Source organism: Undibacterium sp. SXout20W, assembly GCF_049340285.1.
Classification (GTDB): Bacteria; Pseudomonadota; Gammaproteobacteria; order Burkholderiales; family Burkholderiaceae_D; genus Undibacterium.
Map to the genome: position 1 here is coordinate 24,525 of NZ_JBMPPH010000007.1, position 12,623 is coordinate 37,147.

The following is a 12,623-nucleotide window of genomic DNA, read 5'->3' on the forward strand; positions in this document are numbered from 1 at the left end:
CGTGGTCGAACTTACTTCAATGTAATTGGCTGTCGCAATCAAAAATACCACTGAAAAAAGAAAAAACTCAGTAATCCTGCCGCAATGGTCAATAACTGACGTTTGCTGACCAAGCACACCAGCACGGCAATGATCGATGCCATTAACTGTGGATTGTGGAAGTTAAGCTCAAGTTCTTTTCCATGTGGCGTCAGAATCATCGGCGTAATAATGGCACTCAAAACGGTAACCGGTACAAAACTCAGTGCGTGGTTGAGCCATACTGGAAATACCAGGCGATCTCCAAGTATAAAGAAGATTGCTTTTATCAATACCGTAATGACCGCCATACCAAGGATAAGCAACGTGTAGTTCATGCTGGCTCCTTCTTTTGCAAGGCTTGTCGCGACAACGCTATACCAACTACCACACCAACAAAGACCGCGGTCAGCAAGCCCAGTTTATAAGGTAAGTCACGCAAAAAATACGCAAAACTACCGGCCGCCAATGCCGCAGCAAAATACGGTAAGCGATGTAATTGCGGAACGATAATTGCAATAAAAGTAGCGACCATCGCGTAGTCCAGCCCCATGTTTTGTAAGCCGGGAAACAAGGTACCGAATAAGAGCCCAATCAACGTCCAAACCTGCCAATTGCTGTACATCGCAAGACCAGAACCGAGAAAATACCAATGCGCATAGCGCCGCTCACTGGCACTCAAAGGCTGTTGATGATGGCCAGAAACAACGGCAAAAGTTTCATCCGTCAACAAAAAACCAAGTAGCCATCGCCAGCGGGACGATAGATGGGCAACGTGGGGTAGCAAGGTGGCGGCATACAGCATATGACGTAAATTCACGATAAAAGTCGTCAACCAGATCACTAACATGCCCGTGTGGCTGGCGATCAATCCTGTCGCGATAAATTGACTTGAGCCCGCGTAAACAGCCAAGGACATCAATTGTCCATGCCACGGCATCATTGGGCTCGAGGAAACCAACGTACCAAAAATCATTCCGAAAGGTGCGGCACCAAGAAGCATCGGGAAAGTATCTCGAGCACCTCGTGCCAAATTCGCCAGCTTAAGATTGCGCGTAGGCAACGTTATTTCATCATCAGTGTTCATGCAGTCTCCTTTGATCAAAGAGTATACATGGCGATGCGATTGAGTTGCCTATTCTGAAAGGTCAAATTTGTTTGCCGTACTGCGTCAGCGAGATACCGAGGGTGTAACGACAATATAGGGACGCATATCAATGAGGCACATTAATGAGGCATATTAATGAGGCATATTAATCATGCATATTAATGAGGGCATCAGGATAGCCTTGGATAGCTATATCTACGATTGAGATCCGTATCCAATCGTACTGCAGGTGCAACCCGCGCTGTGCTTATGCCTTATCCGATATGGCGGGATACACCCGCCCTACCATCTCTTGATAAACAATGCTCTAAGGCAAGCGACTATTTTTTAATCTTCACCGGACGTACCCAGTTTTCTATCGTCAGTTGTTTCGCTCTGGATACGGTCAGTTTTCCGTCCGGTGCATCTTTGGTTAACGTTGTTCCTGCGCCTAGGGTGGCACCTTTTCCAACACGTACTGGTGCGACTAATTGGCTATCGCTACCGATAAATGCGTCATCTTCAATGATGGTGCGAAATTTGTTTGCACCATCATAATTGCACGTAATTGTTCCAGCGCCGATATTCACCCGACTACCAACAGTGGCATCGCCTACGTAGGCCAGATGATTGGCTTTACTGTGTGCGGCGATCTGGCTATTTTTAATTTCGACAAAATTGCCAATGTGCACGTCGTCTGCCAACTCTGTGCCAGGACGCAAGCGAGCGTAAGGACCAATTTGCGATTGCGCGCCAACCTTAGCATCTTCAATATGGCAGAAAGCTTTAATAGCCGCACCCGCAGCAATGTGCGCATCTTTAATCACACAATTGGGGCCAATTGAAACGCCGTCCTCTAGTGTGACATTGCCCTCAAATACACAACCAACATCAATACTGACATCGCGGCCACAGACTAATTTGCCACGCACATCAATACGTGCCGGATCCAGTAAATGGACTCCTTGCTCCAATAACTGACGTGCAATGTTTTGTTGGTGTATGCGTTCCAGCTCGGCAAGCTGTACTTTACTATTGACGCCGAGAGTTTCCCAAATCGCATCAGGTTGGGCAGAAACGACTTTAATCCCATCTGCGACGGCGCGCGCGACGATATCGGTCAGGTAATATTCACCCTGCGCATTATTGTTAGACAGGGTCGACAACCACTGTTTCAACTCTTTGGTCGGGGCAATCATGATGCCGGTATTGATTTCGGTGATCAAGCGTTCTGCCTCATTCGCATCTTTTTGTTCGACGATACGTTTGATCTCACCGTCTTCACGGACAATGCGTCCCAAACCGGTTGGGTCTGCCATTTCGGCAGTCAGAATGGCCAGACGGTCGTTACCGGCGACATCCATCAAGCGGCGCAAACTAGCGCTGGTAGTCAACGGCACATCGCCGTACAGAACCAATGTCGGCATACTTTCGTCCAGGACAGGGATCGCTTGCGCGACGGCGTGACCTGTACCTAATTGCGGCTCTTGTTTGGCAAACCGAAGATCATCCGCAGCAACGTTACTCAAGACCTGTTCACCGCCATGGCCATAGATCACACAAATCGACGCTGCATTCAAACTGCGTGCTGTGTCAATCACATGGGAGAGCAAAGCTTTGCCCGCCAAAGGATGTAATACTTTTGGCAGGGAAGATTGCATACGTTTGCCCATACCGGCAGCGAGGATAACGACATTCATAGTGGTGGGTGCAGAGAAAGCGCTGAAAAGATAATCTTAGAATTTTAACATGCGACCTGTTGGATAGTCGTCAAATCGTGCTTACTCAGATTACATTAATGAATCGCATGTAGTGCGCAACCACGCGCACGAGTCATTAAATAAATCTTATAAGCCTTACAAATCTTATAAATCTTACTTTAATACAACAAACTTGCATCATCAGGGCAATTTCAAATTTATTCGCTTCACTAGCCTGTCACAAAGACCGAAGACGTCCTATACAATAAGGCAACGACCGTCATCCCTCGATATCATCCATCACTTCCAGCTATGTCTGAAAAAACGCTAGATCAGCTTTTCCTTGAAGGCAACTCGTTGATGAATGCAGGCCAACTCGACGATGCCACGGCATGCTTTCTGGCGGCGCTGGAATTGCATAGGGAGTGTGGAGAAGTCATTGCAAACCTGGCATTTTTAAAAGAGTTGCAAGGCGACTATGGCGCGGCGGAGCAGTACTACCGACAGGCATTAAATTTACTACCGCAAACGATACAAATCTATCTTAATTTCGGCGTGATGTTAGTGAAACAAAAACGTTTTTCCGATGCTGAATTGATGTATCAGCTAGCATTAGCAATCAATCCTGATGTAGCCGCTAGTTGGTCAAATTACGGCGTGATGTTGGCGTGCACGAAACGCGAAACTGAAGCAGAACAGTGCTACCGCAAAGCCTTGAGTATTGATCCCTCCTATCGCAAAGCACGCTTTAATCTGAGTTATATCCTATTACGACAAGGGCGCTTTGAAGAGGGATGGTTTTGCCTGGAGTCACGCGACTGGCAAGATTTATTCACGCCCTATTTCCATTTTCCACGCTGGTTAGGTGAATCCTTGCAGGACAAGTCGATTGTGATATGTTTTGAAGGCGGGCATGGCGACATGATTCAATTTTGCCGCTATGCGTCGGTATTGAAGTCACAAGGCGCGTCGAAAGTGAGTATCATTTGCCACCCTTCTCTCGTAGATTTGTTCCAGCGTATGGAAGATCTCGATGAAGTATTCTCATATAATCTGGATGTCGATAAATCGGGCTGGGATTTCTGGACGCCCTTGATCAGCTTGCCGTATTACTGCAAAACCCGGATCGAGACAATACCCGCCAAGTTACCCTATCTGAGTGCCGACCCTGAAAAAGTGTCGTCTCACCAAAGGCTATTTGTCGATGATCGGCTAAAAGTAGGCATTGTCTGGCAAGGCAATACTTTATTTGAAAATAATGACGACCGCTCTATCTCACAACTGGCCACACTCAGACCAATCCTGGCGATTTCTGATATCCAATTTGTTAGCTTGCAAAAAGGTGCCGGAGAAACACAAGCGCATGCCTATACTGGCAGCTCTTTCATTGCGGGCGGTGATGTCATCGACAATTTTTCAGACACCGCAGCGCTCATCGCCCATCTGGATCTTGTGATCAGCGTTGATACTTCTGTTGCCCATCTTGCAGGCGCGATGGGGAAAGCGTGCTGGGTTTTACTTCCAGAATATCGCTCTGACTGGCGATGGATGAAACATAGACTCGATAGTCCCTGGTATCCCGGAACGATGCGTTTGTTCCGACAAATAGCAAATGAAGATTGGGCTGCGGTTGCCCGGCGCGTTGCGTTGGCTTTAGAAGAATGGAAAATAAATCGCTAAAATTCAGTGATTAAAAAACCGACATGGAAGACACCATTGTCGGCATTTTGGTATAACACGTCAGCATCAAACTGACGTGATCAACTCTAAATTTCAATCATACTTTTTTCAAGTAGCAAGCTTTCAGCATAAAACTACCGCCGTCCATTTTGCAATCGACTTCATGGTCGCCACCAACGATGCGTATGCTCTTGATTTTTGTTCCCATTTTTAGCGTTGTCGATGAACCTTTGACTTTTAAATCTTTAATCAATACAACAGCATCGCCATCAGACAGAATATTGCCATTCGAATCTTTGACGATACGTTCATCGTTATCATCCGCGCTCGCAGCGGCAACTTGCGGCCACTCGTGACCGCAATCTGCGCAGACATAGTTATCGCCATCTGGGTAGGTGTTTTCCATGCCGCATTGTGGGCACGCAGGTAAGTTTGACATGGGTATGCTCTTCATCTTGCTGGTTATAGACCCAACAGTATACTCGACCAGCCTGTAAGACCCTAGTTTTTGCGATGACGCTTGCGTTACTTCAAACTAGCACGTAGTGCCTGGATGATAATTTTTTCCCGTGACAAATGAGAATAAATTAGCGCAATCACCTGAAAATCTTATTTTTTTGATCTTTTGGCGTCTTGCTGGCGCCAATACTGGAACTCGTTCTCATGTACTTCAATGTCAACTTCCATGATACGTGCTTGCAAACGTTCCTGAACGTCTGCTACTGCTTGGTTATAAACCACCGGGCCAATTTCTTCCAGAAAAAAACTGAGCAAACTGTCTGCTTCAAGGCTGCCTAAAGGCTCTGAAAAATTTTCGCGCGCATAACGCTCAATTGAGGTAATTGCTTCTTTACGCGACTCTTTGGCAATCTTGATTGTCATAGAAAAGTAAGAAGTTTAAAAACCATATTTTATCGCGCCCACACCCTATTTCTGCTAATGTGAAACAATTTATTTAACGAAAATAAAATCGAAAAAAAGATCAAAAACCAGATCAAAAATATGGTCCCAATAAGGTTAAAAATAATGCTAAAAATAGAAGCGGACGGTGTGTGCGTCAACACAATCCGTCCGCAAATTGGTACTGAGAAATATTATTTTACGTCGTTATTCTGCGCCGCATGGCGCTGTACGGTATCAAGAATAATCAATTCGGTTTTACGTATTTCTTCTATCGCATCTTCTAGGCTTAAGCTGGTCCCACGTGACAAAGTTGACGATGCTGACATGGTATTTCCCGCCAACACATACTCGAGGACATCTTTTAATACAGCGTCAGACATATATGGCCCAAACAAATGTTTGACTTTGTCTTTGAAAAATTCAAATCGTGGCTGCGTTAACGCGTAACGCTTTGATGCAAGACTTGATGCAAGACTTGATACTGGCGCGGCTGAGGTGGCTGGCGGCGCAGCGGATACTGGTTCTGCAGCAACAGGCTCTTTCGCTTTGGGTATCGCGACCTCTGGCGCCGATATTGCTGTTGCTGGTGTGACTGTTGCTGTTCCCGGCGCTTTTGTCGGGCTTGCCATAGGTGCCACACTTGAAGCCACGTCGACTTTTTTTGGTTCTGACGATGCTTGCTTCTCTACTGACTTCTCAACTGGCTTCACTTCGGGCCTAACTGCTTGCTTAATGTCCGCTTTTACTTCTACCTTGGGTTCCGGTTTAGACACTGAAATCGCGCCGACTGGCCCCAATACACGGAACAAATCATTGTGCACTTTCGCTACCAGATTATCTGCCGAATCAAAAAATCGGACGTCCTGCACCTGGCTAAGCAAACCCTTTAGCTCACTTAACTGGTGGGCAGATGCACCTATATCAACGTGCTTGGGCAGTACCCAATGTTCATCCTCGTCCATAATGTAAATCAACATCGGGATGTGATGCGCGAGTGCTTCTTCTAACTCTAACTGCACCAAAGACTTTTTTGACACGGGATCAATATCCCCAAAAACCATCCCAAATATGCCAATAAACGCTTTTGCAGAGCGAACTAAATGCAGACGATTCTCTATCGACGTTTCAGGTAAGGTCGCAACTACTGCGACATCCGGTCTGGCGGTTCCGGGTGCGCCACAGCTTTCCGTAATCTTTTTTCGATGCAATGCCAGATCAAACGGTGTTGAACTGACGAAGATAGTCGTTGTCATAAAATTTCTCGCCTCAAAATTGATGCTATATAAACCGTATGCGACGCCGAATACTAAAATTTAAAGCCGATTTATGTCAAAAAAACGCCCACGACAAAAAACGGGCTCTGATTCTTATACTAGCATGAAGGAGAAATTTTGTAGCAAGCTAAGACAAGAAAGTTTGCCACAAGACAACATTTATATGTCAATTTAACAATACCAGTAGCAACTTACAATAAAGGGCAAATAAGTTTATAAATAGGTAAATCAATTTGAAACCAAACTGGTTTTTTATGCCTTCATTCCCGCCATGAGTGCGGCAAACCCAACAAAAGCGCCACCTGTAATCCGGTTAAACATCTTCAACACGCTCGCTTTTTTAAGATAGGTGGAAAGTTTAAAACCACCAAGAGCATAGATAAGGTACCAGCTCATTTCAATGACGGCAAAACTGCTCAGTAAAATGCCAAACTGAGGCAGCTGCGGCGAACCTGCTTGTATAAATTGCGGTAAAAATGCCGCTGCAAACAACAGAGCTTTAGGGTTGCTGGCAGCTGTCACAAATCCAACTCTATATAGGTCCCACGCGGCCGGCGGGGACTTATGTGCTGGCGCAGTTTGATACCCGGTCGTGTCGCTGACCGGCGCGGTCCACAACTTATAGCCCAGATAGGCCAGATATAGCGCACCTGCCCAGCGCAAGGTTTCAAATACGGCAGGTGCACTGCGCAGCAGTACGCCAAGGCCGGCGGCAGATGCGGACATCATCAAAAACAAGGCCGTCAAACACCCCATTGCGCCACACATCGCCGAGCGAAAATTAAAACGGACGCTTTGACTCATGATCAACAACATATTCGGGCCGGGCGCAGCAGAAATAAAAAATGTCGCTGTAACAAATAACCACCACGTATGCAATTTCATAAGAATCAATCTAAAAAGCGGAAATAGGAATAAGAATAGGAATAAGAACAGAAATATGGATTACTTAATTTGCTCTAGTTTTATTAACATTGGATGACATCAACAACATCAAGAGCAATACTAGGCCTCATACAATTCTAGTGGTAAGCCATCCGGATCAGCAAAAAAGACGAAGCGCCGTTGAGTATATTCGTCTACACGAATTTCTTCCATCACGATTCCTTTCGCTTCTAGTACTTGCCTGGCGCGCGCGACATCGTCGACCGCAAAGGCGAGGTGTCGCAATCCGCGCGCCTCAGGATAAGATGGTCGAACGGGCGCATCAGGAAAAGAAAACAATTCAATTTGCCCGCCATCCGGCAAGGCCGGATCCAATTTGTAGGATAGTCGAGCATCGCGATAGTTTTCGGCAATCACCTGTAAGCCAAGTAAATCCACATAGAAATGTTTGGACAACGCATAATCAGAACAAATAATCGCGGCGTGATGTAATCGTTTTAGCATAAAAATAACCAGGGTAAAATCATCGCGTGACGAATAATGACTTCGAACTACATCGACCTAAGCCGACATGCGGCGACCTCCTCCGACCTACTCCGAAATGAGGGGATCTGGTAGAGTTGGCTGTTGTAGCTGGGTATATAAAGCCATTACCTGTGACAAAGGAACCGCCTGTGCACCCGCCGCCGTACACGCGGCTGCGCCACTCGCCACGGCATAATGTAAATGTTGTTGCCAGTCCCTCTCACCGTGGAGATACAAACTGTACAGCAAACCAGCCATACTTGCATCGCCGGCACCCACCGTATCCACCACCTCAATACGTGGCGTAGGACTGTGCCACACTTCATTTTGCACCAACAAACTGGCGCCACTTGCCCCGCGAGTGTACAAATAAGTAGCAAGCGGATTCATACTACGCAAACGCCGTAATGCCTGATCAGCATCATTAGTTCTGAATAAGCCACACAGATCTTCATCAGAGACCTTGATTACATCGGCGAGTTGAACCATGGACTGTAAAGTTGCGTCATAACGCGCATCCATCAGATTTCTAAAATTCGGATCGTAACTGATCTTAACGCCTTGGGACTTTAGGTCCGTCGCTAACGCCACCAATGTCGACGCCAATGGTTGCCGTGCCAAGCTGATGCCGCCAAAATGCGCCCAGGCCAATTGGTCACTCCAGCCGGCAGGTAATTGGCTCACATCGAAATGTAAATCGGCGCTGTTTTCACCAATAAAAAAATAGCTAGGCGGTGAACTCTGCGCCACAATCGCCAATAAGGGAGCATGGTGACTTCTTTGTAGCAGACGTAAATCCATCCCTGCTTCAGCACTAGCTGCATATAACTGATCGCCAAACACATCGTGACTAATACCACCGGCGAATCCGGTATGAATTCCCGTCCGCGCCAGACAGCGTGCAACATTCCAGGTAGAACCTCCCACCAGACTGCGCCATGTATCATCGCCATTCGCAATCATGTCGGTCAATGCTTCACCAGCACATAGAATCGAGGGATAATTATTTTTCATATTATTCTGCATGTATTGCTCAATTTATGTGGTTGAAATCTTGTTTGAAAAGCTCCTGAGAACATCGTAGCAGGCACCCATTGTGTGATAGTCGGTTTTTCCTGCGGGGCTTTTTTCGTCACTGTATTTTTTATTGTCGCGTGACAAAATTCTGTACCAGGCACCGTATCGATGATCAATCAGGTGTTGCCAACTGTAATTCCAGATACTGACGTACCAATCGCGGTATTCTTGTCGTCCGGTACGCTGTGCAAGCAGCGCTGCTGCAGCCAAGGATTCTGCTTGTACCCAGAAATATTTATCGCCATCACAGATAGTCAGATCGGGCGCAAAACCATAGAAAATACCGCCGTATTGTTCATCCCACGCATAACGCAATGCAGTGGTAAATAAATGTTCCGCAGTTGGAATCATCCAGCTACTGTCCTCAGCCAGATGAGCATGCTGAGCCTCTATCAAGACGAGTAATTTTGCCCATTCCGTAAAATGACCAGGTTGATACCCCCATGGGCGAAACAAGTTGGCTTTATCGTGGACATTGTAATTCCAGTCAATCTGCCAGTTGGTATCGTAGTGCTCCCAAATAAATCCTTGCGCCAAACCCGCCTGACGTTGCGTAATGTGTCTTGCCAGCGTTTCAGCTCTATGTAAATAGCTCAGCGTACCAGTCGCTTGAAAGGCGGCCAATAAAGCTTCACACGCATGCATATTAGCGTTTTGCCCCCGGTATTCATCAACTTGCAGCCAATCAGGACTGGCCTGATCAGCATATAAACCGTGTTTAGCATCCCAGAATTTGTCGTTCATTAACGTCACGGCTTCGTCCAGGTAGGCACGCGCTTCTGGCACGCCTGCCATCAATGCATGCGCGTAAGCAAGTACCACAAAGGCGAGTCCGTAACAATGGTTGTCTGCATCCGTGACTTGCTTGCGGCCATCACGCCATTCAAGTTGCCAGGCATAACCACCCGTCATTGGATTACGGTGAATATCACGTAAAAAAGCAACACCATGTTTTACCTGCGTCAGATAATCGGGAGTCTGAAACTGCCGATACGCCATCGCATAATTAAACACAAAGCGCGTGCTGCTGACGAGGTGTCGATGATGCGCATTGTAGACTGTGCCATCATCTTTAAAATAATGGTAAAACCCTCCGCTGGCATCAATGCAGCGCGGATGGTAAAAATTCATTGTCGTTGCAATGTGATCGAGAATAATATCCGTTGAAAAAAAATCCGGCATGGCAGTGTTTCTTTTAAAAATAGGAAAAATTTAATCGTCAGAACTGCTCTCACGCACAACCAGGGTCACTGGTTGTACGACTTCTCGTACGGACGAACTCGTCGCTTGCGTCTGATGAAGAAGCATATTGATGCCAACGACACCTAACGCCTGTTTATCAATACGAATGCTACTTAGCGGCGGTATTGCTTGTGCCGCAGTCACAATGTCATCAAAACCGATCACCGCTAATTGAAATGGCACCTTAATGCCTTGCTCATTGCAGCACTTTAAAACTGCCAGTGCTGTGCTGTCGTTATAGCAAAAAACCGCATCAGGTGGCTTAGGTAAGGACATTAAAGCGGTCAGCGCACTGCGAACACTCGCCGCCAGATCATGGACATCGTCAATGGTGATTTCTAATGCAGGATCAGCCAACATTTTGTTTTCGAACAAAGCTTGTCGGAAGCCACGTGCTCTTTCGGCAATACTAAAATGTGCCAGCGAGCCACCTATCATGGCAATGCGTTTCCGCCCACTTTGTATCAGGTGGCGCGTTGCCAGCCAGCCGCCGAGCCGATGATCGGGGGTCACTGAATTAATCCCGGAAAAACGCGCATCCAGCAACACGATAGGTTTATTGGTATGGCGTAATGCGGTCAGGATTTCCGGTTCAAAAAAACCTGCACAGAGGATGGCATCTGCCTGGTGCACACGGATCTGATCCAACAGGGGTTCGGATGGGTCGCTCGTAATCAGAGATAAAGCAACACCTGCGGCACGACATGCCGCTTCGGCACCTTGTAATACAGGCGAAAAAAATTGACTGGCTGACTCCCCTTCATGCTGACGGTGCAAAAGGAACACGACCCGCCGTATCCTGCCTTGCTTTAAGCGCGAAAAGTCGTAACCAAGAGCATGCGCAACTTCGCTCACGCGTACGCGCGTCGCTTCGGTCAAGCCTTCCTGATTTTTGAGTGCGCGCGAGACAGTCCCCACCGATAGTCCGGTCTGATGGGCAATATCTCTGATACTTACAGGCATGCGACGCTCCCCATGAGATGTGACTAAACAAAGTTATTCAAGCGCCAGTCTTAGTATGTTTGCGTCGCTCTATAGCTATATTTATACAATGATAGAAATTTGAGGTCAATCAAGAATGAGGAAATGGCTTTAGTTTAGGAAGTTTACTAAACAATAGAAAAGTCGCTCAGTTGAAACAACCAACGCAGAGTTGCCACATTGCAAAGGGCGACAGGAAAAAGCCAGAATTGCTGCCACCGTGCTGGAGGTTATAAATTCAATACGGCGGAAGGAAACTGCAACATCGGCAACATCGGCAACATCGGCAATATCGGCCACATCGGCCAAGACTGAAGGCCGGCGCAGGTTGCAATAAAAATTGTGTAGGTTCAGCGTCGCTACGAATTTACGATCATTTTCGACTTTCCGAGTTAAATACCATACTCATTACTCCGCCGATGATGATCATCGTAATACCCAATATCGTACTCATCGTCAGCGTATCCTTCAAAATAGCCCAGGATAACAGGGCTGAAAATATCACCGTTGTATAGGAAAGTGCACTCGTCGTCAGTGCTTTACCTAAACCATAAGCACGGGTCATGCATACCTGTCCTAACGATCCGAGCAACCCAAAACCGACGATATAAGGAAGCGTCATCAAAGCGACGTGGGAGAACTTTGACCATAACAGCCATAGCAAGCCCATCACCGTGCCAGTCAGAGAAAAATAGAAAACGACTCTCAATTCCGACTCACCGCTACGGACTAATACGCCAACGCTGTAATACGCCAAGGCTGTCAACAAGCCACTAGCCAGTCCCGATATGCCACCCAGATATTGCGTCGGAGAAAAAGATGGGTGCAGTATTGTGACAATACCTGCAAATCCTATCAATATTGCGACATAGACCATTGAGGTGGGTTTTTCTTTGAACAGAAAAATAGATAGTAAAGCGAGAAAAATCGGATTGGTGTAATTCAAGGTTGTTGCCGTGGCGATAGGCAAATGCGCAATTGAATAAAACATGCACACCAGCGACAGATTCCCCATCAACGCTCGCCGAACATGCAAAAACGGCACTTTAGTAGAAAACGGTACACGTCTTTGAAGCATCAGAATGCTCACGATCAATAAATTGATTGAGGTCCGATAAAATAAAACATCAGGTACCGCCAACTTATCTGAAACATGTTTGATTAACACGCCCATCAGAGCAAAGCAAAAACCAGCGACGACCATCCACAATGAATACAACATATTCCCCTTAAAGCAAAACGCCGCAGAAC

14 protein-coding genes are annotated in these 12,623 nt (G+C 46.7%); 1 reads left to right on the forward strand and 13 read right to left on the reverse strand.

What is annotated here, in order from left to right:
- Nucleotides 1-38: 38 nt before the first annotated feature.
- The 3 genes from ACO0K1_RS05865 to glmU form a co-directional block, all read right to left on the reverse strand.
- A complete protein-coding gene (locus tag ACO0K1_RS05865; RefSeq protein ID WP_423023663.1) occupies nt 39-356 on the reverse strand; it encodes an AzlD domain-containing protein in 318 nt (105 codons plus the stop codon).
- On the reverse strand, nt 353-1,105 hold the full coding sequence (locus tag ACO0K1_RS05870) for an AzlC family ABC transporter permease (RefSeq protein WP_423023665.1): 753 nt from the start codon (nt 1,103-1,105) through the stop codon (nt 353-355). The genes ACO0K1_RS05865 and ACO0K1_RS05870 overlap by 4 nt, the downstream gene beginning before the upstream one ends.
- Before the next feature lie 341 nt (nt 1,106-1,446).
- Nucleotides 1,447-2,805 carry a bifunctional UDP-N-acetylglucosamine diphosphorylase/glucosamine-1-phosphate N-acetyltransferase GlmU gene (gene glmU, locus ACO0K1_RS05875; protein ID WP_423023667.1) on the reverse strand — a complete coding sequence of 453 codons (1,359 nt, stop codon included), beginning with the start codon at nt 2,803-2,805 and terminating at the stop codon, nt 1,447-1,449.
- A 312-nt stretch (nt 2,806-3,117) separates the two neighbouring features.
- On the opposite strand from glmU, the gene ACO0K1_RS05880 reads away from it, so the two are divergent.
- Nucleotides 3,118-4,485: a tetratricopeptide repeat protein gene (locus ACO0K1_RS05880; RefSeq protein ID WP_423023669.1), complete on the forward strand. Its 1,368-nt coding sequence runs from the start codon at nt 3,118-3,120 to the stop codon at nt 4,483-4,485.
- Nucleotides 4,486-4,582: 97 nt separating this feature from the next.
- Here the strand turns inward: ACO0K1_RS05880 and ACO0K1_RS05885 are convergent, their stop codons facing one another.
- The 10 genes from ACO0K1_RS05885 to ACO0K1_RS05930 all read right to left on the reverse strand — a co-directional run bounded on the left by ACO0K1_RS05885 (nt 4,583) and on the right by ACO0K1_RS05930 (nt 12,594).
- The gene (locus tag ACO0K1_RS05885) at nt 4,583-4,924 is read right to left on the reverse strand and encodes a zinc ribbon domain-containing protein YjdM (RefSeq protein ID WP_423023671.1); all 342 of its coding nucleotides are present in this window, start codon (nt 4,922-4,924) and stop codon (nt 4,583-4,585) included.
- A gap of 170 nt (nt 4,925-5,094) precedes the next feature.
- Complete coding sequence (locus ACO0K1_RS05890) at nt 5,095-5,367, reverse strand: DUF2164 domain-containing protein (protein WP_423023673.1); 273 nt, start codon at nt 5,365-5,367, stop codon at nt 5,095-5,097.
- Between the two features lie 212 nt (nt 5,368-5,579).
- Nucleotides 5,580-6,641, reverse strand: a complete 1,062-nt coding sequence (locus ACO0K1_RS05895) for a DUF4062 domain-containing protein (RefSeq protein ID WP_423023675.1) — start codon at nt 6,639-6,641, stop codon at nt 5,580-5,582.
- A gap of 273 nt (nt 6,642-6,914) precedes the next feature.
- A complete protein-coding gene (locus tag ACO0K1_RS05900; RefSeq protein ID WP_423023677.1) occupies nt 6,915-7,547 on the reverse strand; it encodes a LysE family translocator in 633 nt (210 codons plus the stop codon).
- A 120-nt stretch (nt 7,548-7,667) separates the two neighbouring features.
- Nucleotides 7,668-8,051, reverse strand: coding sequence for a VOC family protein (locus ACO0K1_RS05905; RefSeq protein WP_423023679.1), 384 nt, complete (start codon nt 8,049-8,051; stop codon nt 7,668-7,670).
- An 87-nt stretch (nt 8,052-8,138) separates the two neighbouring features.
- Nucleotides 8,139-9,086: a carbohydrate kinase family protein gene (locus ACO0K1_RS05910; protein WP_423023681.1), complete on the reverse strand. Its 948-nt coding sequence runs from the start codon at nt 9,084-9,086 to the stop codon at nt 8,139-8,141.
- A gap of 24 nt (nt 9,087-9,110) precedes the next feature.
- Nucleotides 9,111-10,331 carry an AGE family epimerase/isomerase gene (locus ACO0K1_RS05915; protein WP_423023683.1) on the reverse strand — a complete coding sequence of 407 codons (1,221 nt, stop codon included), beginning with the start codon at nt 10,329-10,331 and terminating at the stop codon, nt 9,111-9,113.
- A 30-nt stretch (nt 10,332-10,361) separates the two neighbouring features.
- The gene (locus ACO0K1_RS05920) at nt 10,362-11,354 is read right to left on the reverse strand and encodes a LacI family DNA-binding transcriptional regulator (protein WP_423023685.1); all 993 of its coding nucleotides are present in this window, start codon (nt 11,352-11,354) and stop codon (nt 10,362-10,364) included.
- A gap of 129 nt (nt 11,355-11,483) precedes the next feature.
- On the reverse strand, nt 11,484-11,681 hold the full coding sequence (locus tag ACO0K1_RS05925; protein WP_423023687.1) for a hypothetical protein: 198 nt from the start codon (nt 11,679-11,681) through the stop codon (nt 11,484-11,486).
- 64 nt (nt 11,682-11,745) lie between these two features.
- Nucleotides 11,746-12,594 carry a DMT family transporter gene (locus ACO0K1_RS05930; protein WP_423023689.1) on the reverse strand — a complete coding sequence of 283 codons (849 nt, stop codon included), beginning with the start codon at nt 12,592-12,594 and terminating at the stop codon, nt 11,746-11,748.
- Nucleotides 12,595-12,623: the final 29 nt, after the last annotated feature.